Source organism: Oligosphaera ethanolica (assembly GCF_030814695.1).
Classification (GTDB): Bacteria; Verrucomicrobiota; Lentisphaeria; order Oligosphaerales; family Oligosphaeraceae; genus Oligosphaera; species Oligosphaera ethanolica.
The window spans coordinates 3,500,587-3,523,619 of sequence record NZ_JAUSVL010000001.1 but is presented as its reverse complement, the minus strand read 5'-3'; the positions used below and the strand labels follow the sequence as shown (position 1 = coordinate 3,523,619).

Sequence of the window (23,033 nt, the reverse complement as noted above, 5' to 3'; positions counted from 1 at the left end):
TTGGACCTCGATTGTGAAGTTGTTCGGTCGTATCTACCACTGTATACAGGCTTATTTCCCGCGCAGCAGTGCTTCCGGCTGGCGTTTGAGCATGTCGGTCAAGGAGCGCAAGGACTGCGCGGCACGGGTGACCTCTTGCAGAGCGCCCTGCAGATCCAGCAGGGCCGGTGAGTTCGGCGCGGCCCGCTGCTGCAGCGTCTGCGAGAGCTCGCTAACGTCGGTCAGCGCCTGATCCAGGCCATCAAGGGTGCCGCTGAGCTTCGTCACCAGCTCGGCGGCCGGCCCCTCTTCCAGCGTGACCGTGCGATCAAGATGCTGCACCAGCAGCTGCGTGTCGTCCATCACGGCCTCAAGCTTGCCGCTCAAACGCAACAGCGTGGTATTCCAGGTAGTCATGCTCGCATCCGCGCCATCAAACAGCTGCGGCAGGCGCGCTTCGACCCCCGTGATCGTCCGATCAGCCTTCTCCAGCACTCCCGACAGCGTGCCGATGGCCGGCAACAGAAAGAGATTCATGGACGAGGTCAGCTTCCGGGTGTTCTCGGATATCTCCACGACATTTTTGAGCACTTTCTCGGCATCGCCGCGTTTGATGAAGTCGCTGACGATGGCCAGCGCCAGCTGCATGGAGTCCATCTGCTCGCCGAATTCCTTCTTGCTCAAGCTCATGAAGAAACGCTCGAAAGCCGACACCCGAGTTGGCAGGATATGCCGGTCGAGGTCGGCCAATACCTGATCGCTGACGACCGAATCTTCGAAGAAATTCAATTCGATGTAGAGCTGCCCGGTGAGCAGGCTCAGTGACTGCAGCTGTGCGCGCATGCCGTAGTCGCTGACGAGCCGCCGGAACCACTCGTTCATGCGGTCTTCGGCCCGACTGGCGCGGATCGCCTTCGCCCAGGCCTGGGCGAGCGGCGAGTCGTCCGCCGCGACGGCGTCATCCTGCTCGACATCGAGGGTATTGGTGGCCAGTTCGACGGTGACCTGGATGGGCCAGCTTACCAGGTCATCCCCTTCGCGGCTGTAGGGCAGCAGCCTAATGTCGGTCACCTCGCCAATGCGCACGCCGCGGAACATCACCGGCGCGCCCAAATTCAACCCCTTGACTGACTTGTCAAAGTACAGGTGGTAGGTCGCCGAACGCAAAAAGAGACTCTTGCCGCCAAGCATGAAGAGTATCCAGATGAAGATCGTCAACGCGCAAAGCACGAAGACGCCGATCATCGTCGAACTGATTTTTTTTGCCATGGTGTCCACCATTTATTGTTTGTTAATGTGCGAAGTTTTGTGATGAAAAGAGAGGCTTGACACAGTAGTTCTGAAGCCTTTCTCAGCGCCGTAGGGGCAAATTCATGCATAAACACCTGATAAGGAGTCTATTGTCAAAAAGCCTTTCGCAAAAGAAGAGTTTTGGTCACATTGGCGCAAATACAAGTGTTTATCACAAGATTTCGCATATTACCTATTTTTAGATTAGATCATATCTTGCTTGAGCCGTCAGCACGCAATGCGGGCAGCTTGGTGTGGCGCTCGCCGCGAGTGAGAAAATCGATCAGCGCCGGATTGCTGCCCTGGTCCAGGAGCTCCCGTGGGCGGCCGCGGGCGGCGATGCTCTTGCTGCCGCTGTCCAAGAAAATCGCCATGCCGCCGATGGCGAAGATACTGGCAAGGTCGTGGGTAATGACCACGACGGTCGCGCCGAGGCTTTCGCGCAAGGCGAGGATCAGCTCGTCCAGACGGCGGGCGCTGACCGGGTCCAGGCCGGCCGATGGCTCGTCGAAAAAGAGCACTTCGGGATCAAGGGCCATCGCCCGCGCCAGGCTCGCGCGCTTGCGCATGCCGCCGCTGATGGCCGCCGGGTAGTAATCGCCAAAACCTGCCAGGCCGACCAGCGACAGCTTCAATTCGCAAATCTCGCGTATCTCCTTCTCGCGATATCGAGTGAACTCACGCAGTGGCAAGGCGATGTTCTCCGCCAGCGTCATGGCACTCCACAGCGCACCGCCTTGGAATAGTATCCCCGAACGGCGCTTCATGCGATCCTGCTCGGCGCCGGACAGCGCCCAGAAGTCGACGCCGTCGCGAAAAACCCGGCCTTTCGCCGGCGCCATCAAGCCAATCAGATGGCGCAGAAGCGTGGTTTTGCCACAGCCGCTGCCACCCATAACAATGAAAATCTCGCCGGCCGGCACCACGAAGTTCATGTCGCGAACAATCACCCGCTCGCCATAGGCCATGGTCAAATCGCGGACCTCGATAGGCGGCGGCGGGCTGTTGCGGTTGCTGGTCGTATTATCTGCCATGCTTGCGCCCTCCCCCGTTATATCTTCCACAGCACGGTCAGCACGGTAATGAGGGCGGTGGCAATGACCATGCAGACGATGCTGCTCACCACGGCGGCGGTAGTCGCGCGGCCAACGGCGGCGGAGTCCCGCCCGCAATTCATGCCTTGGTAGCAGCCACAGATGCCCAACAGCATCCCGAATATCCAACTCGTGAACACGCCCACATAGAGATCTTCCAGGCGGGTGGTCAGCACCAGCTGCTCCCAGAATTCCACCGTTCCGAAACCCAGATAGAACACGCCGACCGTAAGGCCGCCGGCCAGGCTGAGAATGTCGCCATAGACACAGAGCAACGGCATCATCAGCGTCATCGCCAGAAACCGCGGCAGGACGAGGAATTCCATCGGTGGCACGCCCATGCAGCGCAGGGCGTCAATCTCTTCGTTGGTCTGCATGGTGCCCAACTCGGCCGCGAAGGACGCCGCCGTGCGCCCAGCCATCACCACGCCGACCATCACCGCCGCCATTAGGCGCAGCATGCCGATGCCAATCAAACTCGCCGTGTATATCTGCGCCCCGAACCACTTCAGCGGAATGGCGCCGATAAAGGCCAGAATCAGGCCGATGAGATAGCCGATCAGCGACACGATGAACAGGGCCTGATAGCCCGCCTTGGCACTCTCCGTGATCAGGTCGCCCAGTCGCATGCGCGCCCGACCCACCAGCAACTTCAGCACCGCCACACACAACTCGCCGACAAAAGTACAGACCTGCAAGGCCGCAACCAGCACCTGCCTGCTGCCCTCACCCACCCGGCCGACAAAACCGTCCTCAGCCAGGTCGTCCCGTTCCAGCGGAGCCGTCACCGCCGTGGCCAGCACCAGGAGTCGCCGCAACCCCGGCGGCAAGTCGTCAAGATCAATGGCAATACCGCGACGCTGACATTCTTCCCATAGCGGCCGCAGGTAGAGAAGGATGCTGCTGTCCCACTGGCGGAGTGCCTGACAGTCCAGACGCAGCCGCGGGGCTACCTCCGGCCAGGCCAGCTGGCTGACCGCCGGCCGCGGCCGCCCTAGCTGCCATTCGCCGGCAAGGCTCAGTACGACCGCGCCGTCGGCGCTGACCGCCAACGCGGCCTCTGCTGTGGATTGGTGTGTTCGCATGCTCGTCACTGGTCGCTGTCATCAGAACTGCTGCCGTACAGGCCATCGCGCCGAAATCACGGCGCTCAGAAGGGCATGTCGTCCTTGCCCAGCGCTCGGCATTCGCGGATATACTCGCCAAGGTCGTCGGCGCATTTGATCAACTGCGTCTGAATGGTCGACATGACCTCTTGTATCGTCGGGTTGTTTTCCTTCATGTCATGGATCAGGCCGATGGCCTGGTTGACATTGTCCAGGCAGCGCTTGGCCCGCGCCAGCGCCGCACTGACTTCCCAGCGGATCATTTCCTCCAGGCTGACGCTGATATTCGCCAGTGCCCGGCTGACGAAGAACATCACCCGCAGGCCATTGCCCCGGTGCTCCTTGGTCAGCAGACACGAGTAGAGATTGCACCAGCCCATGGCCGTCTGCGTCAGCGTCACAATCAGCTCGTGGCAATGACGGTCGATGTTCTCCATGCCCGGCCGGCCGGCGAGATCCTTGTCAAAGTCATCTTCCACCGGCGTTTCGGGGGCGTCATCGCCAGACTGCCCGTCGATACCGTCCTCAATATCGCTCAAATCCAGCTCGGGATTGTCCAGCGGCGACAAGTCCATGTCCGAAAAATAATCGTCATAGTTGTACATCGCGTCGACAAATTCTTCGCCGAAGATCTTGACGAGCTTGTTGGTGATGAGGTCTTCGCCGTCAGGGAGGTCGCCGTAGCGCCGCAGGAGTTGGAAGTACTTGCGGGCGAAGTCATCGCTTTGCCGGAAGTTCTGTTCCCACTCGAATTCGTTTTTGTTGTCTTCTGGTTTTTCCATAGCGCGCCGGCCGGCCGGTGGCTGCAGCCCTTGCTGGCTGGCAGAGCGACGGCCGCCGTCATTACATGTTTTTGATGATCTGGCGACCGAATTCCGAGCAGGTGACCTTGGTGGCACCAGGCATGAGCCGTTCGAAATCGTAGGTCACGGTCTTGTTGGCGATGCTGCGGTCCAAGCCGCGAATGATGGCATCAGCCGCTTCCGTCCAGCCGAGGTAGCGCAGCATCATTTCGGCGGAAAGGATAAGACTGCCGGGGTTGACCATGTCCTTGTTGGCATACTTGGGCGCCGTACCGTGGGTCGCTTCGAAAACCGCCGTGCCCGTCTGGTAGTTGATATTGCCGCCGGGCGCTATGCCAATGCCGCCAACGCAGGCCGCCAGCGCGTCCGAGATGTAATCGCCATTCAGATTCAAGGTCGCAATCACGCTGTACTCAGCCGGCCGCGTGAGGATCTGCTGCAGGAAAGCGTCAGCCAGAACGTCCTTGATGACGATCTCTTTGCCCGTGCGCGGATTCTTCAGCAGGTGCCAGGGGCCACCGTCAATGGGCTGCGCGCCGTACTGCTCGTGAGCGCAGGCGTAACCCCAATCGCGGAAGGCCCCCTCGGTGAACTTCATGATGTTGCCCTTGTGCACCAGCGTGACCGAATCGCGGTCCTCGCGGATAGCGTAGTCAATCGCCGCAGCGACCAAGCGCTGCGTGCCGGCCTTCGACACCGGCTTGATGCCCAACCCGCAATCCTCCGGAAAACGGATCTTGCCGTACATCTTCGGAAAATGCTCGCGAATAAATGCGGCCAGCGCCGCCGCCTCATCTGTCCCGGCAGCGAATTCAATCCCGGCATAGATGTCTTCGGTGTTTTCCCGGAAAATCACCATGTCCACCAACTCGGGGTGCTTGACCGGCGATGGCACACCAGTGAAATAGCGCACGGGCCGCAAACAGACGTAGAGGTCGCATTCCTGACGGATAGCGACATTGAGGCTGCGGATGCCGCCGCCAATGGGCGTCGTCAGGGGCCCCTTGATGCCCACCAGGTCCTGCTTAAAGGCGTCAATGGTCGCCTGCGGCAGCCATTCGCCCGTGGCCTTGAAGGCTTTTTCACCCGCCAGCACTTCCTTCCAGACTATCTTGCGCTCAGTGCCGTAGGCCTTCTGCACTGCGCCGTCAACCACGGCCACCGTCGCCCGCCAAATGTCCGGACCGGTACCATCGCCTTCAATATAGGGAATGACCGGGTTGTTGCCGACTTTCAGACCGGCACTCGTCATGGTAATCTGATCTGCCATTTGCCTGGGTACCTTTCTCATGCGTGAACGCTTTGCCGCAGACGCCATCGGCGCCGCGCAGGTAAAACCATAATATAAGAGCCGAAAAGAAAATCGTTTGCCGATGCGCAAGCTTTCAGCAAACCACCACCGCCACCCCAAATATAAGAGCCGAAAAGAAAATCGTTTGCCGATGCGCAAGCTTTCAGCAAACCACCACCGCCAACCCAGCCACCCGCGCCATGACAAAAAATCCCCCGCAGGCAGCATTCCCAGACCCTCCGGCTCATTGCGCCCACATCAGCCCGCATCCGCTCAGTCGTTGCCCGTGCATGGATAAAAACACCTAAAAAGAGCCTAACACCCGCGTGTCTAAGTAGAAAAAACGGGAAATCACCGGCAAAACGTTGCAAATGTCCATGACCTGGATATAGTACTGGCTTTTCTCAGCGCAGTCACTGGCCAGAGGCGGTACGAACCGCTGCGCCTTCGGCTGCGCACCGCCCTCGCTTTCAAGCCTTTTCAGCCCCGTCCCACCTCTCTGCGGCCGCCGCGCCTCACCGCTCTTCGCCTCGTACGCAACCTTTCTTCTGACAAACCCTATATCCCTCTGGAGACAGCCTATGTGCGGCATTGTTGGCTACACCGGCCCGAAGACGGCCACCCCCATTCTCATCGACGGCCTCAAACGCTTGGAATACCGCGGCTATGATTCCGCCGGCATCTGTCTGGCCGACAAGAGCCTCAACGTCATCCGCACCGTCGGCAAAGTCCGCACCCTGGAAGACCGAGTGAAAGAGCTGGGGCTGCCCACGGAACACTGTGGTATCGCTCACACCCGCTGGGCCACCCACGGCGCCCCCTCCGAAGCAAATGCCCACCCACACACCGACGACAAAAAGCAGTTCGCCGTCGTCCACAACGGCATTATCGATAACTACGCCTGCCTGCGCAAGAAGCTCGAGGCGCAGGGCCACCGCTTCAGTTCCGACACCGACAGCGAGGTCATCCCACAGCTCATCGCCGAATTCTACCAGGGCGATTTCTGCAAGGCGGTGACCCAGGCCCTAAGCAAAGTCTCCGGCACCTACGGCCTGGCCATCACGTCCATCTACGACCCTGGGGTCATCGTCGTCGCCCGCTATGGCAGCCCCATCGTCATCGGCTTCGGCAACGGCTGCAATCTCGTCGCCAGCGACATCACCGCCCTCGTCCCCTACACCCGCGAGGTCAGCTACCTCAACGACGGCGAAATGGCCATCCTCAGCAGCGACAAGGTCGAAATGTGCAACCTCGACAATGTCCCCATCGAAAAGCGCGTAGCCACCATCGACTGGGACGTCGAAGCCACCGGCAAGGGCAGCTACGAGCATTTCATGCTCAAGGAAATCCACGAGCAGCCCGACGCCATTGGCAATACCATCCGCGGCCGCCTCAATCACCAGCTGGACAGCACCCGCCTCGGCGGCCTCAATATGACCCCGCACGACATGGCCAAAATCAACCGCATCGTCATCGCCGGCTGCGGCAGCAGCATGCACGCCGGCTGGGTCGGCGAATACTACTTTGAGGAAATCGCCCGCATCCCCACCGAGGTCGAACAGGCCGCTGAATTCCGCTACCGCAATCCCATCATCACCCCAGACACCCTCGTGCTGCCCATCAGCCAGTCCGGCGAAACCGCCGATACCCTCGCCGCCGTCCGCGAAGCGACCAACAAGGGCGCCACCGTCGCCGCCATCTGCAACGTCGTCGGCTCAACCATCGCCCGCGAAGCCGGCCGTGGTGTCTACCTCCACGCCGGCCCGGAAATCAGCGTGGCCTCCACCAAGGGCTTCACCTGCCAGGTCACCGCGCTGCTCATGCTCGCCGTCATGTTCGGACGCAACCGCCACCTCGGCCGCGAACAGGGCGCTGAACTGCTCAAGGAAATCGCCAGCATCCCCGACCTTATCCGTCAAGTCCTCAAACAAGCGCCCGTCATCGAACGCATCGCCGCCAAATATGTCAAGGCCGACAATTTCTTCTACATCGGCCGCGGCTACCTCTACCCCACCGCCCTCGAAGGCGCCCTCAAACTCAAGGAAATCAGCTACGTCCACGCCGAAGGCTACCACGCCGCCGAACTCAAACACGGCTCCATCGCCCTCCTGGAAGAAAACGTCCCCGTCGTCGCTATGGCCAATGCCGTGCCCGGGCAAGACAAGATGATCGGCAACATCCGCGAATGCCTCGCCCGCCACGCCCCCGTCATCGCCGTCGTCAGCGGCGACGACCACACGGCCGACGAGCTCGCCGACGACATCATCCGCGTGCCCATGAGCTCCCGCTACGTCGCCCCCCTGACCACCATCGTCGCCCTTCAGCTCTTCGCCTACTACTTCGCCAAATTCCGCGGCTGCCCCATCGACCAACCCCGTAACCTGGCCAAAAGCGTCACCGTCGAATAAAACCAGCCCGGCAAACAACACCCCCGCCGCCGACGCCCCGCATAAAGCCCCGGCGGCGCTGATTTTCTGTCCTCTTTCTGGCAGAGTTGCCAAGGCGGCGTTATATTTGTCGTTTCACAGCATCATTTCACTTGTACATTTTCATTATACGGCAGCATGTCGAGAACGAAAACAGAAGGACACAAGCAACCATGAGCAAGTCACTTAGCATCACTGCAACGAAGCGCGATGGCTTAGGCAAGGGCCCCGCCCGCCGCCTCCGCAGTGCCAACCTCATTCCCGTCGTCACCTATGGCCATGGCGCCGCCGCCACCTCAATGACCATCAAGGCCGAAGACAGCGAGCAGGTCCTCCACCACAGCGGTATTGTCGAACTCGTCATCAACGGCAGCGACAAGAAAACCACCGTCCTCAAAACGTTCCAGCGCCACCCCATTAGCAATAAAATCCTCCATATCGATTTCCAGGAAGTGCGCACCGACGAGGTCGTGTTCACCCTCGTACCGCTCGTCAGCGTTGGCGAACCGGCCGGTACCCGCCAGGGCGGCCAGTTGGAACAGGTCATGATGGAAATTGAAGTCAAGTCACTGCCCATGAACATCCCGGATGTCATCAAGGCCGACGTCAGCGCCCTCAATCTCGACGAGGCCCTGCACGTGCGTAACCTGGTCTTCCCCGAAGGCGTCAGCACCGATGTCGCCGCCGACCAAGTCGTCTTCAACGTCCGCGCACCGAAGGTCCAGGAAGTCGAAGAAACCGCCGCCGCTGAAGGCGAAGAGGCCGCCGCTCCTGCCGCCGATACAAAGAAGAGCGACGCCGAATAAGCTGCCCCCCCGGCCCGCCGCCGGCTTTCATCGCCGCGCGGGCCATGGCTCTTTGATTACCCGCTACGTATTGACTATCGTTTACATTTTCCTGATGTCAGGACTCACCGCCCCAACCCCTGCGCTGCCCGTGTCACCGCTGCAGCTGCTGGTCTGCCTGGGAAACCCCGGCAGCCGTTACCAAGATACCCGGCACAACGCCGGCTTCCTGGTCGCCGAACGGCTGCTGGCATGCCACCGGCACCAGCCAGCACCATGGCAGCCTGATAACGGCCAGCTCTTCCTGGTGGACATCGGCCCACGGCAGCTCTTGCTGCTCAAGCCAATGACCTTCATGAACAGCAGTGGCGAAGCGGTGAGCTCGGTCGCCCAGCATGTCGCTGTCTCCCCAAGCAATATGCTGGTCGTCTGCGATTGCCTTGACCTGCCTCTCGGCCGCCTACGCTTGCGCAAAACCGGCAGCAGCGGCGGCCAAAAAGGCCTCGCATCGATCATTCAGGAGCTGGCGTCGCAAAATATCCCGCGACTCCGGGTTGGTATTGGGAGACCGCAGTCCACGGACACCGACATCATTGATTATGTGCTGGCGCCCTGGACTTCCGCAGAAAAAACAACGGTGGCACAAGTCGTCACCGCAGCAGCCAACATGGTCGCCCTAGCCTGTCAAGAAGGCCTCGACATCGCCATGAACCGCTGCAACGCATGGTCTGCGGACAACATCAATGCCATTGTGCAAGGAGAAACTGACGTTGACAAAGTATGAAGCAGTATTCATCCTCGATCCCCGCAAGATCGAAGGAAATGGTGAGGTCTTCTCGCAAGGCGTCGAGACCTTCCTCAAAGAAATCGGTGGCAATGTCACCCGCGTCAAATGCCTGGAAAGACGCGCCTTCGCCCGCCCCATCGGCAAAATCAAGGCCGGCGTCTACTGGGACTATGTCCTCGAACTGCCCGAAAGCGCCGTCGCTCAAATTCATGAAAAATACAGCCTGAACGCCACCGTCCTCCGCATGGCCACTTTCCTCTATACCGACGGCCAGGACGACGATGTCTTCAAGCCCCGCGATGAGCACGACCGCCTCTTCCGTGAAGAAGGCTTCCAGGACAGCTACGATCGCGACGAACGCCCCAGCCGCGGCCGCTGACCCAGCACCGCCGCCAAGGCACGACCGTTAAAGGAGCCACGCTATGCCTAGTCTCAACAAAGTCTATCTGCTCGGTAATTTGACCCGTGACCCGGAAGTCCGGCAACTCCCCGGCGGCCAGACCGTTGTGACCATGGGACTGGCCATGAACCGCTCCTTCGCCAATGCCCGTGGCGAAACTCGCGAGGAAGTCTGTTTTGTTGACGTGGAGACTTGGGGCCGCCAGGCGGAAGTCGCCAGCACCTACCTCCGCAAAGGCTCGCCGGTCTTCATCGAAGGCCGCCTGCGCTTTGATCAGTGGGACGACCGCGAAACCGGCAAGAAACGCAGCCGGCTGAGCGTCACGACCGAACGTCTTCAGCTCATGGGCGCGCCTGGACAGGGCGCCAACTACGCCGAAGACGGCAGCCAGCAAAACACCCCGTTCCAGCCGCCGGCCGCCCCCGCACCCTACGGTGCGCCTGCACCAGCAAGGGCGCCCGCCAACGCTTGGCAACAGCAGCCGCCGGCGAGCATGCCAGCCTTCGAGCCCCTGCCCGAAGACCCCGGCACCACCATGCCTTTCTGATTTCGACGACCATTCATTTCTGCACTTTTGCACAACGCCACCCGGCGATACCCAGCTACTTGAGGAGTCTATCATGAAAACCACCAAACCGAGACGCCGCCGCAAAATCGTCCGGCAAAAAGTCTGCCGCCTCTGCGAAAACAAAATCTTCCACATCGACTTCAAAGATGTCGAACTGCTTCGCCGCTACCAGACCGAAGGCGGCAAGATTCTGCCCCGCCGCATCACCGGCAACTGCTACAAACACCAGCAGCTCCTGACCGCAGCCGTAAAACGCGCCCGGATCCTGGCGCTGGTTCTCTGATCAAGCCGGAAAGGAACTCAACACCATGTCAGTACAACTTATCCTTTTGGAAGATGTCCAGGACCTCGGCCGCATCGGCGACGAAGTCCACGTCAGCGAGGGCTATGCCCGCAATTTCCTGCTGCCGCGCAAGCTCGCCGAAGCGATCACCTCCGGCGCCCTCAAACGCATTGAGGCCAAGAAGCTCCGCCTGCAGCAGGAACACGAAGAACGCGTCAATGTCGCCAAGGCCATGGCCGACAAGATCAGCAAGCTCCTGCTGACCATCGCCGTCGCCGCCGGCGAAAACGACAAGCTCTACGGCTCCGTCGGCGTCAGCCAGATCAGCGACGCCCTCGCCGCCCAGGGCATGGACATCGACCGCAGTGACATCGTCCTGCCCGAGCCCATCCGCGAACTCGGCTCACACAGCGTCGCCATCCGACTCCACGCCGATGTGCGTGGGACCGTCAGCGTCAAAGTCGTCCGTGCCGACGAAAAAAAAGCTGACAACTAAGTTCATGCAGGTCAAAGACCTGCTGTGACGTCAAGGCCGCGCATTCACTTGCGCGGCCTTTTTTTGCCGCAATAGCGGGGTAGATTGTCATCATTGCCCCCCGCGCGCAGCCGCGCCGCGCGCCACCACCGTCATATCCTTCCGCAAGAGAGTAGCCGACCATGCCCAGCCCCAGCAACGACCACGCGACGACGCCCGCCACGACGGTGTCCCTCCTCAATCTCGACCGCCCCAAACCCCACAACCCCGAGGCTGAAATCGCCGTCCTCGGCGCCATGATGATCTCGCCGGACGCGGCGACGGCGGCCTTCTCTAGCCTCAAATTTGAAGGCGCCTTCTACCGCCCGGCCCACCAGATCATCTTTGACGCCATGCTCGCGCTAAGCGCCGACAAAGGCAACGCCAGCATGGACCCGGTGATTCTGGCCGACCACCTCGAACGCAGCGGCCGCCTCGAAGAGGTCGGCGGGCGCTCCTACATCGTCCAGCTCATGGACAGCGTCCCCACCGCCGCCAATATCGACCACTACCTCGACATCGTCCGCCAGAACGCCGTCCTGCGCCGCATCATCAGCACCTGCACCGACACCATTATCCACTGCTATGACTGCGATGAGGACGTCCATCAGCTCCTCGACGGCATCGAACAGCGCATCTTCGAAGTCAGCGGCATGAACGAAAGCAAAGACCTGCTGACCATCCAACCCCTCGTCGAAGACGCCGTGACCTACCTGGAAAAACTCATCGACGGCAATCCCGACGTGCTCGGCCTCTCCACCGGCTATGAAGTCGACCGCATGATCAGCGGCCTGCGCCCCGGCGATCTCTTCGTCCTCGCCGCTCGCCCCTCCATCGGCAAGACCGCCCTGGCCCTGAATATCGCCGCCAATATCGCTATGGGCGCCAAGCCCGTGCCCATCGGCTTCTTCAGCCTGGAAATGCCCGCCCAGCAACTGGTCCTGCGACTCATCTGCAGCACCGCTCGCGTCAGCCTTAGCGAATTCCGCAACAAGACCCTCTCCAATTCCGGCTGGATGGACACCCTCCGCGCCTGCGATATGCTCCGCAAAGCCAATATCGTCATCGACGACACCGGCGCCATCGACATCCTCGAACTGCGCGCCAAGGCCCGCCGCATGAGCAACAAACACGGCGTCAAAGCCATCTTCATCGACTACCTCCAGCTCGTCCGCGCCCATACCAACCGCAACGCCAGCCGCGAAAACGAAGTGTCGCAAATCTCCGGCGCCCTCAAGGCCATGGCTAAGGAACTCAGCGTGCCCGTCGTCGTCCTTGCCCAGCTCAACCGCCAGGCCGAACAAGGCGAAAAACCCAAACTCAGCCACCTGCGCGAATCCGGCGCCATCGAGCAGGACGCCGACGTCGTCGCTATCCTCCACCGCGAACGCGAAAAACAACTCAGCCAGAAAGAAGACGACGGCGCCGGACTCGACGCCGAACTCATCATCGCTAAAAACCGTAACGGCTCCACCGGCACCCAGGAGCTGCTCTTCTTCCCACGCTTCACCCGCTTCGAAAATAAATCGCGCATCAGCGAAGCCGATATCCCCGATCAGTAGTAACCCAACACCTCAGAACGGTGCCGCCGTCCCGTGGCTGGCCGCCGTCCCGTGGCTGGCCGCTTGCGGCCAGCATTCCATCCCGCCGCCCCGACCGTCGTGATTTTCACGCCGGCCTTGTTTTTTTTCAAGCCGGGGGTTATAATGGCCCTCGGCAGTCATTTTACGGCTTCTTTTACTAACCAACGTATAGCCAAGGAGGACACCATGTGGGTCAAGACACTTCGCTTCACGCTGATCGAGCTCCTGGTCGTCATCGCCATCATCGCCATTCTGGCCGCCATGCTCCTCCCGGCGCTAAGCAAAGCCCGCGAAAAAGCCAGGCAGATTTCCTGCGCCAGCAACTGTAAGCAGATCGGCCTGGCCCTGGCCATCTACACCCAGGAACACGATGACATGCTGCCCGTGCGTTATTACAAACTCGCCGACGGCATTCACCGCATCATCTTCACCTACACCCTCAAAGACCACATTGGCGATCTCAAAACCCTCACCTGCCCTTCTTCGGCCCAAAAACCAGGCACGGTCACCTACGGCTACGCCGTTTACGCCGGCAACAAGGCCCTCGGCCAGTTCAACCGCCCCAGCGAATCCGTCATCTTCAGCGATGTCCGCAAGGTCAACCCCACCACCGGCAGCCCGGGCTGGGACCAGCAGCTCACCAACAATTCCACATACATGGCCGCACTGCCCGCCAATGACGCCAGCGAAAACCCCGAATCCGGCGACGCCGCTTGGAATGGCCGCCCGCGTGGTCTGCACAACGGCCTCTGCAATGTCGGCTGGATTGATGGCCACGTCACCTCACAAGCCACCAAATCCTTCTATTACATTCAGAGTCCTTACGACAAATATATGCGCGTCATCCATAACTAACCGACCGCGCAAGCAGTCTGCCGCAGCAGCCGCTGGGAAGCACCGGCCGCCTAAATAACCGGAGGAAAATCATGCGCAAAGCAGGCCTTTTCACCCTGATCGAGCTCCTAGTCGTCATCGCCATCATCGCCATCCTGGCCGCCATGCTGCTACCTGCCCTCAGCAAAGCCCGCGAAAAAGCCCGGCAAATCTCCTGCGTAAGCAATCTCAAGCAGCTGGGTATGGCCATGATCGTCTACGCCGACGCCGAAGACGGCAAGCTCGTTCCCGCCTACGGCTACAGCTATCCCGCAGGCTACTCCTGGCGGGCGCTGCTCGCCAGCAGTGTTGGCGATCTCAAGGTCTTCAACTGCCCGAGCTCGACCATCAATTACGCCACCGAGCCCCTCGCCGGCGAGGTCGTCAATGGCGAACTCAGCGCCAAGGGTGCCTATGCCATCAGCACCGTCCACTGGAGCAATGGCATGAATGCACCGCGGCCCATTTCTCACGGCACCAACCGCACCAACCTCGGCGAAATCGCCCAGCCGTCGTCATTCATTATGCTCGGCGATGGCGTCAGCAACGGCGGCACCCAAATCGCCCGGGAATCTGACGACCCCGGCTACTTCCGCGGCATCAGCAGTGCCGCCGCCGACGCCAACCGGCACGGCGGCAACGCCGACAACTACGCCTTCGGCGACAGCCACGTCGGCTCCTACAAAGGCGTGAATATCCCCTGCAGCAGCAACGAATGCTGGTGGGCTGTTGGCGGCAAACATTGACGCAAGGATCGGCACACCACATACCATATTGACAGGCAGATGTCAGAAATGTCGTACGTGCAGCGTTCTACTGAGAAGGAAACACACATCATGAAACGCTTCTTCACCTTGATTGAGCTCCTGGTCGTCATCGCCATCATCGCCATTCTCGCCGCCATGCTCCTGCCAGCTCTAAGCAAAGCACGCGAGAAGGCCCGGCAGGCGTCCTGTCTGTCAAACTGCAAACAGCTGTCCCTGGCGATCATGATGTACACTGGCGACTACGACGACCGCCTCCCCTGCGGCTACCATAACCAGTCGCCATCGACCGCGCGGCCCTACTGGTTCAGCCTAATCACCGGCGGCGGCTATCTCTCCGACACCAAAGCCGCCATCTGTCCATCAGCCACTATCTCCAAGTCCAGCTATAGTGGCCGCGGCTACGGCTGCACGTTCACGGTCCTTGGCAATGCCCAGTATTATGCCTTGAACACCTTCCCCAGCCCGTCCTACACATCCACCCTCGCCGACGCGGTGGTCATCACGCCCGAAACCCAGACCTACACCGACCCCACCACCTGGATTCCCACCACCACCGCCGTCCACTGGCAATGGATAACCCCAACGACACTCACCGGCACCGGCAGCTACCTCAGTAGCACCGATACCGCCGAAGACTACCGCCGCCGCGCCGTACCGCGCCATAACAACGGCATGAACGCCGCCTTCCTCGACGGCCACGCCCAGTGGCTCAACTGGCGCGAATTCTATGGGCCAATACCCGCCGGCTGGGCATACGGCCACGAAAAAAATCACTGGGACAACAAATAACGCCGCCCAATGCGGCCAAGCCTTGGCACCGCCCCGAATTTTTCCAGTCGTTACCTGTGGAATCGGAGTAAAAAACAGTCGGCTTGTCAGCACGTGATTGAGTGATCAACAAGCCATTTTCCACAAACACCCACGCACAACGGCCCGACGGGAAGCACCCGCCGGGCCGTCTTCTTTTTGAGTCGTCTGCTTCACCGTCACAGCCTGGCGCACGGACTCACAAAGTGAAACAAATATGCGTTATCCTGCAATAGACCCCCATGTTATTGAAACAAATGTCCATGTCTTTGAAACAAACGTCTATTATTGTTTCGATTAACCAGAACAATATTCTTCTTGTTGAGTGGCAAGATATTAGAAATTCTTGCTCGCGAGAAGTTAGGGTCTGTGAATTAACAAAGAAGGACTGCGCCATGAAACATCTGACTTTCACTTTGATTGAGCTCCTGGTCGTCATTGCTATCATCGCCATTCTCGCCGCCATGCTGCTACCTGCCCTCAGCAAAGCACGGGAGAAGGCCCGGCAAACGTCCTGCATGTCAAACTGCAAACAGCTGGGCCTGGCACTTACGCTCTACACCGGCGATTATGACGACATGGTCCCTTGCGGCCTCCACCTTCGCAGTGGTGAGACACCGCCTCAAACTTCGGTCTTTTGGTTCAGCCTGCTCATCGGCAGCAACAAATACCTGTCCGACAAAAGCGTCCTGTACTGCCCCTCAGCCAACATCTTGAAAACCAGCAACGACGGTCGCGGCTACGGCTGTACCAAAACGACTCTGCCCGGTTCGGCTACAGCCAAAGACGCTTATTTAGCCTTGAACACCTTCGCCAGTCCGTCCTACACGTCGAGCTTCGCCGATGCCGTGGTCGTTACGGCGGAAACGGCGGCCAACGCCGACCCCACCACCTGGGAGGCCACCACCTCGGCCGCCCACTGGCAATGGACCAGCCCATCGCTCCTTACCGGCTGGTCGGGCGGCGCCACCTATTACCTCAGCCAAACCTCCGGCGACTCCCTCCGCCGCTCCGTGCCGCGCCATAACGGCGGCATGAACGCGGTCTTCCTCGACGGCCATGCCCAGTGGCTCAACTGGCGCGAATTCTACGGACCAGTGCCCGCCGGCTGGGCATACGGCCACGAAAAAAATCACTGGGACAATAAATAAAGGCCGCTTTCGCCGTGCCGGCGCTATAGTATGCCAGCTTTCACAACTCGTTGGCAAAGATACTAAAGGAGAGCACTATGGCACGGCATTTGCAGCGGTCTTTCACCCTCATTGAGCTCCTGGTCGTCATCGCCATCATCGCCATCCTGGCGGCCATGCTACTGCCGGCTTTGAGCAAAGCGCGGGAAAAGGCCCAGCAGATCAGCTGCACCTCGAACATGAAACAAATCATGCTCGGCGCCATCATGTACGCCAATGACAACAAAAATGGCTTGATCTCACCGCGAATTCCGGAAAAGTTTCTTTGGTCTGACGGCTATAGCTGGCGCACCGGCCTGCTCAAATACATCGGCGACCTAGAAGTTTACGACTGCCCGTCGTCGGCCATCGAGTACTCCAGCGATCCCCTGGCGGGAACCGAAGCGCTGGGAGATGCCGGCGTCGGCGAAGTCCATGTTTCATGCTCCTACGCGATCACCGCCATTCATCATGATGTCGGCGCACCGAACTGCCACTGGCAAAAACGACAGACCCACGTCAAAAAACCATCCCGAGCCATCTTCTTTGTGGAATTCACCGGCGCTCACGAAATGGGCGCGGCAGGCAACGAGCCCTATACTCGCGCCGTGACCAACGACGAAGTACTCAGGCATAACAATGGCAGCAGCAACGCCTATGTCGACGGCCATGTCGAATGGAGCCACCCGCTGCAAGCCGTCTGCGATGGCGACAACTGCCCCTGGTCCTGCGAGGGCGAACACTAATCCGTCCGCCCCCGGCTCATGCCTGGCCGCCGTCCTGTGGCTGGCCGCTTGCGGCCAGCATTCCTCCTCGGCCGCTCCCGCACCGCGCTGTTCAAAAGAACGCCTGTTCCACGGTGGGGGCGGTTTTTTCGTAGGTGCGGCCATTGATGACCCGGAGGTCTTTGCGCCCCACATCGCTGGGGATACTGCCGCGTTCCACGACTTCCTTGCGGATGGTCACGGGGTGTTCGACCACCAACGGCGCGATATCCTGGTAATGCTTGACGGCCTCAATGGTCGTTTTCCGCAAGCGCTCGTGGGCGACGGCCCGTGGCAGCAGCATGGCGCCCTGGCAACCGCAGGCCTTCTTGACTTCGCAGGTATAGACGCCCGGTATCCACTCGCTGGCTTCGCGGCAGACGAAATCATCGCCCGTCACCAGAATGGTCGGAATGCCAAAGTCGGCGGCGACGCCGGCGTCAATGCCCAGCTCGCCCACCGGCCGGCCATTGAGCCACATGTTCTGGATGGACGCCGACGAATAGGTGTGTTCGAGCAAAGCCCCGCGCGTGCCGGCCATGGCGTGATATCCCAGCAGAATCAGCGCATCGCAACCATCAAGGCCCCACATGCGCACCGCGCCAGTCTGGCCCTGCACCAGCTGGATGCGCGGATCAAGCTGATCCCACAGCATGTGATTGCCACTGCTGTGACCATCGCGGGCAATGACCTCGTCCGCACCGGCTTCAAAGCATGCCCGCGCACAGACGTTGAGCTCCTCGGTGTAGTAGCGCCGCGCTGTCTGGTAATGCGGACCGCCAGCGTTGACAAAGTCCGTCCCCGTCACCCCGCTAATGCCCTCCATATCCACAAAAATGTACACTTTCATGCTTTTTCTCCCTGATGTCCACGCTGATCGTTGCCACACGGGCTTTTGCTGGCGATAGTATGCGCCGGAACCACCGGCCACCAGCCGCGTGTTTCAATGTAGCCCGTCCGAACAACAGCGCCACAGCAACACACCATGATCATCGCCACTCCAGAAAAACAATCGCCAACGCCAGCGCCGCCAGAGGCCTCGCCATCGGCTGACGACCGGCCCTACGTGCTGGCGAGCATGGCGGCCGCCTGCGCTGCCATGCTGGGCCTATTGCTAGTCGCCGTCATGCAGCATTTCTTTCCCGCAATCATTAGCGCGCCCCTGCCAGGGTTTCTGCTCGGCCTGCTGCCCTTCCAGCTCATGGCCGGTGGTGCCGCCGCACTGACCCTGCGCGCCAGGGTCAGCGGCCAGTCTTTGTGGACAGCTCTGGGATTGCCAGACAGCCTTATTCTATCCAGGGCGATGCTCGGCCGCGTGCTGAGCCAGCTGCTGGTTCTCTATCCCGCGCTGGTCGCGATCAACTTGGCTGTCATCGCCGTCAGCGAGCACTTCGGCTGGCCCATGCCAGAACAGACCTTGACGCAGTACGCACGCCAAGATTGCGGCGCGGCCTTCTGGATCATTGCCGCGCTGGGCGTCGTACTCGTCGCGCCCGTCTGCGAAGAGCTGCTCTTCCGCCAAGTGATCTTCCGCAGCGTCCGCTACTTCTCGCCACGCCATGCCGGCTTGTGGACGGCCCTCTTCTTCAGTCTTTTCCACGGCCTGCCGCAGTACGCACCGGCATTGTTCATCCTCGGGCTCATTCTGCAGCGCGCGCACAGTGAGGGCGGCCTGGCGCAAGCCATCGTGCTGCACAGCGTCTTCAATCTCATCTCGCTGTTGCTGATCGTGCTCAAATTCGCCTATGCACCCGGCGGCTAAGCGCGCCGCTCAAGGCAACCGCCAGTCGATGGCAGCATGCGAAAGCCCCGCCAAAGCGCTGTTCACGCGGCTGAAGATCTTGCTGCCGAAAAAGCCCCGGTAGGCCGACAACGGCGATGGGTGCGCAGCCTCAATGACCACATGCCGGCTCAGGTCAATACGCTGCTTTTTGCGCTGTGCCGGCCGCCCCAGCAGCACGAAGACCACGGGTTCAGGCCGATTCACCAGCGCGTCGATCACCGCGTCGCTGATCTGTTCCCAGCCGCGCCCCTGATGCGATCCGGCCTGGCCGGCACGCACACTCAGCACCGTGTTGAGTAACAGTACCCCCTGCCGCGCCCAGGGCTCCAGCCGGTGAGTCGTCGGTAGCGACAAACCGAGATCATCGGCGTACTCTTTGAAGATATTGCGCAGAGACGGCGGCGCGCTGATCTCGTTCGGCACGGAAAAGGCCAGGCCGTACGCCTGCCCTTCCTCGTGATAGGGATCCTGCCCCAGCCAAAGCACCCGCACTGCGGCAAAAGACGTCAGCGTCAACGCCGTGAACAGTTGCTCCCGGGGGGGGTAGACTACGCCACGAGCATACTCGTCGTCGAGAAAGGCCCCCAGCGACGCCCACAGGCTTGCCGGCACCCGCGGCGCCAAGGCCGCTCGCCAGTCCGCCGGTATGGCTGCACGCAGCTCGGTCATCGTCCTCAGCCTTCCGTTAGGCCCGCTCAGGACTTCGCCGCCAGATCCTGCCAGGCCTGGTAGATCAAGTCGAAGACTTCCTGGATGTCGCCTTCTTCCAGGCAGCTGAAAGCCACCCGCAGATCCGTCGGCGTAATCGATATCGTCCCGACGCCATATTTCTCCAGGAGATGCTTACGCAGCACTTCGGCATCGACTTTCTTGATGCACAGGCACATGAAATAACCGCTGTTGAAGGGATAGGGCTCCCAGGCATCGGCATAACGCGGGTTGGCCAGCACGGCCTTGACCTTCAGTGCCCGACGCTGCATCAGCGCGACCTTCGCCGCGCGCTCGTCGTAAAAACGGGGATTCTGTAGCGCCTGCACAATCAAAAACTGCGACAGCGCCGAACAGTTGCTCACCACGCTGCGGATCAGCCCGCCGATCTTCGCCGTCAGGGCCTCATATAGCACGCTGCCCTCCTCAGCACCACCCACCGACAAACTCAAGAAGCCCACGCGTAAGCCCCACACGTACACTTCCTTGGTCGCCGCATCGGCCTTGATCGCCAACAGCCGCGGATGACGCCCCGCGAGTTTCGTGAACAGTGACTCACGCATGACATCAGCCTCAAAAAACAGCCCGTAGTAGGCGTCATCAATGATCGCTACCACATTCACGCCGCGCTCGGCCGTTTCCACCAGCGCGTCCGCTATCGCCGCGCCCTCGGCCTCCGTCGGCGCATAGCCACTGGGATTGTTCGGAAAATTCAACAGCACAATCACCTTCTCCTGCCCCGCGCTGTGCTCTTGCAACGCCGCCCGAAACGCCGCGACGTTAAAGCCGCCGCCATTGAAGAAGGGGAATAGCTTGGCCACTGCACCCGAACGAACCATGTAATTCAGGTGGTAGTTGTCCCAGTTCTTGTCAGGATAAATGAAGGTGTCGCCCGGATTGATGAACATGTCGGCTATAATCGACAAGCCGTGCGATAGTCCGTTGGTCACCACCGGCAGACTGAAGCCCTTGCCCACCAGACTCGGATTGTCATGCAGCGTCTTCTCACGCCAGCAAGCACGCAACGCCGGCAAGCCCGGCGACGGCGCGTACAGCAACGCGTCATTGGCCTTGATCCCCGGCAGCTGCTCCATCAAACTCGGCAAAAACATCGCCTGGCCATCGGACATCGCCGTGCCAATCGTCGCATTGAAACGCTTCGCCTGTTTCGACGCCTCAGCCGACTGACTCAAAATACCTTTGCTCGGAAAAAATATCTCTTTGCCCAGGTCGGACAGCATCGCAAAAACATGCGGATTCGCAGCGACAATCTTTTGGTTCAATTCTTGAGCCAATGGGTTCATGTTCCACTCCAGAAAAACGGGCGGGCTACGGCCACTTCCAGCGCGGTAAGCCCTTCAGCAGCTTCCGCAACGGCCGGGAGGAAAAGATAACGTTTTTTCACGATTTTTCAAGCCCAGTCAAAGCTGACCAGACTCCCATACCGGCGCCCCCAGGATGCTTGCCACGTCCACCTTGTCCACCTTGTCCACCTTGTCCACCCTGTCCACCTTGTCCACCCTGCCCACCCTGCCCACCCTGCCCAGCGGCGGCCACCGTTCTTTGCCAACAGATTATTAGCGTAACGGCCGACAGCCATTACATTATGCCTTTTGTGTCATTGCTTTCACCTACCCCGCGACGCGAGCCCGCGCCGGCGCCGCACCCGTCCATTTGCGCAAGGAAAAACCAGCCATGTCCGAAGATCAGATGACTCGCCCGGAGGAGACCGACAACAGCCCGCGTGAAGACATGTTCCTCATCCGCCGCCAGAAAGCCGAAAAGATTGCCCAGGGTGGCAAAAGCCCCTACGGCCACGCCGTCAGCGGCCTGCAGGACTGCCCGAGCGTCAAAACGGCCTTTGCCGCCCTGCCCGAAGGCGGCGTCCTCAGCGCCAAAGTCGCCGGCCGCCTCACCGCCAAGCGCGTCATGGGCAAGTCCCTCTTCGCCAATATCAAGGACCAAGACGGCTTCATGCAGCTCTACGTCCAAAAAAATGTCGTCGGCGACGAATCCTACGACCTATTCAAAGACCTGGACATCGGCGACATCGTCTGCGCCGAGGGCGAGATGTTCGTCACCCGCACGGGCGAAGCCAGCCTCCGCGTGCAGTCCTTCGAGCTTTTGAGCAAGGCCCTGCGCCCCCTGCCGGAAAAATGGCACGGCCTCTCCGACATGGAACAGCGCTACCGCCAGCGTTACCTCGACCTGATCAGCAACGACGAGGTCCGCCGCAGCTTCCAGCTGCGCAGCCGCATCGTCCAGGAAATCCGCAACTACCTCAGCAGCCGCGGCTTCATGGAAGTCGAAACACCCATGATGCAGCCCCTCGCCGGCGGTGCCGCCGCCCGGCCTTTCAAGACCTACTACAACGCCTTGAACTGTACCATGTACCTGCGCATCGCCACCGAGCTGTACCTCAAGCGACTTGTCGTCGGCGGCTACGAAAAAGTCTTCGAAATCGGCCGCAACTTCCGCAACGAGGGCATGGACCGCCGCCACAATCCCGAATTCACCGTCCTGGAACTCTACGAGGCCTACTCCGACTGCCGCGGCATGATGGCCCTCATTGAGGACATGATCTGCCATGTCGCCACGAGCATCTTCGGCACTCTCACCTTCACCCGCAAGGACGGCGTCGACATCAATCTCAGCCGTCCTTGGCGCATCGCCACCTATCACGATCTCGTGCGCGAAAAAATGGGCGCGGATTGGTTCGACCTCGACCCCTCCGCCATGCGGGACAAAGCCCGCGCCCTCGGCCTGGCCATTCCCGACGCCATGAACGCGCTGGAAATCACCCACGAAGTCTACGACAAGACCATCGAAAGCACGCTCATTCAGCCGACCTTCGTCACCCGCCTGCCGGCCTATCTCGTCCCCCTGGCCAAGCGTTGCGAAGACAACCCCGACCTGGTCGATGTCTATGAACTCGAAATCAACGGCCAGGAGCTCTCTCCCGGCTACTCCGAGCTCAATGACCCCATCGAACAGCGCGCCCGCTTCGACCAGCAGCTCATCGGCCGCGGCGACATCGAAGGCGAAGTCAACCGCGTTGACGAAGACTTCCTCACCGCCCTCGAACACGGCATGCCCCCCACCGGCGGCCTCGGCCTCGGCATCGACCGGCTGGTCATGCTCCTCACCGGCGAGCCGTCCATCCGCGATGTCATCCTCTTCCCGCAAATGCGCCCGCAGGCTTAGCCGTTCTCAAAAACGCCATGCGCCGCCGACCAGGCGGCGGCCATCCCAT

The 23,033-nt window shown here is 60.5% G+C and carries 24 protein-coding genes; 15 read left to right on the top strand and 9 right to left on the bottom strand.

The window, feature by feature from the left end:
* Positions 1-51: 51 nt before the first annotated feature.
* The 6 genes from J3R75_RS12185 to J3R75_RS12160 form a co-directional block, all read right to left on the bottom strand.
* Positions 52-1,248 carry an MlaD family protein gene (locus tag J3R75_RS12185; protein ID WP_307261903.1) on the bottom strand — a complete coding sequence of 399 codons (1,197 nt, stop codon included), beginning with the start codon at positions 1,246-1,248 and terminating at the stop codon, positions 52-54.
* Between the two features lie 230 nt (positions 1,249-1,478).
* On the bottom strand, positions 1,479-2,303 hold the full coding sequence (locus J3R75_RS12180) for an ABC transporter ATP-binding protein (protein WP_307261901.1): 825 nt from the start codon (positions 2,301-2,303) through the stop codon (positions 1,479-1,481).
* Positions 2,304-2,320: 17 nt separating this feature from the next.
* Positions 2,321-3,448, bottom strand: a complete 1,128-nt coding sequence (locus tag J3R75_RS12175; RefSeq protein ID WP_307261899.1) for an MlaE family ABC transporter permease — start codon at positions 3,446-3,448, stop codon at positions 2,321-2,323.
* Between the two features lie 65 nt (positions 3,449-3,513).
* Entirely contained in the window at positions 3,514-4,251 is a 738-nt protein-coding gene (locus J3R75_RS12170; RefSeq protein ID WP_307261897.1) for a hypothetical protein, read from the bottom strand.
* 61 nt (positions 4,252-4,312) lie between these two features.
* On the bottom strand, positions 4,313-5,542 hold the full coding sequence (gene icd, locus J3R75_RS12165; protein WP_307261896.1) for an NADP-dependent isocitrate dehydrogenase: 1,230 nt from the start codon (positions 5,540-5,542) through the stop codon (positions 4,313-4,315).
* Positions 5,543-5,559: 17 nt separating this feature from the next.
* On the bottom strand, positions 5,560-5,934 hold the full coding sequence (locus J3R75_RS12160) for a hypothetical protein (RefSeq protein ID WP_307261894.1): 375 nt from the start codon (positions 5,932-5,934) through the stop codon (positions 5,560-5,562).
* 210 nt (positions 5,935-6,144) lie between these two features.
* On the opposite strand from J3R75_RS12160, the gene glmS reads away from it, so the two are divergent.
* From glmS to J3R75_RS12095, 13 genes are all read left to right on the top strand, one after another.
* Positions 6,145-7,971 (top strand): glutamine--fructose-6-phosphate transaminase (isomerizing), encoded by a 1,827-nt coding sequence (glmS, locus tag J3R75_RS12155; protein ID WP_307261892.1) that lies wholly within the window; start codon positions 6,145-6,147, stop codon positions 7,969-7,971.
* A gap of 191 nt (positions 7,972-8,162) precedes the next feature.
* Positions 8,163-8,795: a 50S ribosomal protein L25 gene (locus J3R75_RS12150; RefSeq protein WP_307261891.1), complete on the top strand. Its 633-nt coding sequence runs from the start codon at positions 8,163-8,165 to the stop codon at positions 8,793-8,795.
* 52 nt (positions 8,796-8,847) lie between these two features.
* Positions 8,848-9,558, top strand: coding sequence for an aminoacyl-tRNA hydrolase (pth, locus tag J3R75_RS12145; RefSeq protein WP_307261890.1), 711 nt, complete (start codon positions 8,848-8,850; stop codon positions 9,556-9,558).
* Complete coding sequence (locus tag J3R75_RS12140) at positions 9,545-9,940, top strand: 30S ribosomal protein S6 (RefSeq protein WP_307261888.1); 396 nt, start codon at positions 9,545-9,547, stop codon at positions 9,938-9,940. Before pth ends, J3R75_RS12140 begins: the two co-directional genes overlap by 14 nt.
* Positions 9,941-9,983: 43 nt before the next feature.
* Positions 9,984-10,508 (top strand): single-stranded DNA-binding protein, encoded by a 525-nt coding sequence (ssb, locus tag J3R75_RS12135; protein WP_307261886.1) that lies wholly within the window; start codon positions 9,984-9,986, stop codon positions 10,506-10,508.
* A 73-nt stretch (positions 10,509-10,581) separates the two neighbouring features.
* Positions 10,582-10,812: a 30S ribosomal protein S18 gene (rpsR, locus tag J3R75_RS12130; protein ID WP_307261885.1), complete on the top strand. Its 231-nt coding sequence runs from the start codon at positions 10,582-10,584 to the stop codon at positions 10,810-10,812.
* A gap of 25 nt (positions 10,813-10,837) precedes the next feature.
* The gene (gene rplI, locus J3R75_RS12125; protein ID WP_307261883.1) at positions 10,838-11,308 is read left to right on the top strand and encodes a 50S ribosomal protein L9; all 471 of its coding nucleotides are present in this window, start codon (positions 10,838-10,840) and stop codon (positions 11,306-11,308) included.
* Positions 11,309-11,469: 161 nt separating this feature from the next.
* Complete coding sequence (gene dnaB / locus J3R75_RS12120) at positions 11,470-12,888, top strand: replicative DNA helicase (RefSeq protein ID WP_307261882.1); 1,419 nt, start codon at positions 11,470-11,472, stop codon at positions 12,886-12,888.
* A 207-nt stretch (positions 12,889-13,095) separates the two neighbouring features.
* Entirely contained in the window at positions 13,096-13,764 is a 669-nt protein-coding gene (locus tag J3R75_RS12115) for a DUF1559 family PulG-like putative transporter (RefSeq protein WP_307261880.1), read from the top strand.
* A gap of 71 nt (positions 13,765-13,835) precedes the next feature.
* Positions 13,836-14,528 carry a DUF1559 family PulG-like putative transporter gene (locus tag J3R75_RS12110; RefSeq protein ID WP_307261878.1) on the top strand — a complete coding sequence of 231 codons (693 nt, stop codon included), beginning with the start codon at positions 13,836-13,838 and terminating at the stop codon, positions 14,526-14,528.
* Positions 14,529-14,618: 90 nt separating this feature from the next.
* The gene (locus J3R75_RS12105) at positions 14,619-15,338 is read left to right on the top strand and encodes a DUF1559 family PulG-like putative transporter (RefSeq protein WP_307261877.1); all 720 of its coding nucleotides are present in this window, start codon (positions 14,619-14,621) and stop codon (positions 15,336-15,338) included.
* A 413-nt stretch (positions 15,339-15,751) separates the two neighbouring features.
* Positions 15,752-16,507, top strand: coding sequence for a DUF1559 family PulG-like putative transporter (locus J3R75_RS12100; RefSeq protein WP_307261875.1), 756 nt, complete (start codon positions 15,752-15,754; stop codon positions 16,505-16,507).
* Between the two features lie 77 nt (positions 16,508-16,584).
* The gene (locus J3R75_RS12095; protein ID WP_307261873.1) at positions 16,585-17,271 is read left to right on the top strand and encodes a prepilin-type N-terminal cleavage/methylation domain-containing protein; all 687 of its coding nucleotides are present in this window, start codon (positions 16,585-16,587) and stop codon (positions 17,269-17,271) included.
* Between the two features lie 91 nt (positions 17,272-17,362).
* Here the strand turns inward: J3R75_RS12095 and J3R75_RS12090 are convergent, their stop codons facing one another.
* A complete protein-coding gene (locus J3R75_RS12090) occupies positions 17,363-18,139 on the bottom strand; it encodes a M55 family metallopeptidase (RefSeq protein ID WP_307261871.1) in 777 nt (258 codons plus the stop codon).
* Between the two features lie 135 nt (positions 18,140-18,274).
* On the opposite strand from J3R75_RS12090, the gene J3R75_RS12085 reads away from it, so the two are divergent.
* Positions 18,275-19,051 (top strand): CPBP family intramembrane glutamic endopeptidase, encoded by a 777-nt coding sequence (locus J3R75_RS12085; RefSeq protein ID WP_307261869.1) that lies wholly within the window; start codon positions 18,275-18,277, stop codon positions 19,049-19,051.
* Between the two features lie 9 nt (positions 19,052-19,060).
* Here J3R75_RS12085 and J3R75_RS12080 read toward each other — a convergent pair whose 3' ends face one another.
* Positions 19,061-19,741 (bottom strand): uracil-DNA glycosylase, encoded by a 681-nt coding sequence (locus tag J3R75_RS12080; protein WP_307261867.1) that lies wholly within the window; start codon positions 19,739-19,741, stop codon positions 19,061-19,063.
* A 26-nt stretch (positions 19,742-19,767) separates the two neighbouring features.
* On the bottom strand, positions 19,768-21,084 hold the full coding sequence (locus J3R75_RS12075; RefSeq protein ID WP_307261866.1) for an aminotransferase class I/II-fold pyridoxal phosphate-dependent enzyme: 1,317 nt from the start codon (positions 21,082-21,084) through the stop codon (positions 19,768-19,770).
* Between the two features lie 391 nt (positions 21,085-21,475).
* Here J3R75_RS12075 and lysS point away from each other — a divergent pair, with 391 nt between their 5' ends.
* Positions 21,476-22,984 (top strand): lysine--tRNA ligase, encoded by a 1,509-nt coding sequence (gene lysS / locus J3R75_RS12070; protein ID WP_307261865.1) that lies wholly within the window; start codon positions 21,476-21,478, stop codon positions 22,982-22,984.
* The last annotated feature ends 49 nt before the right edge of the window (positions 22,985-23,033 follow it).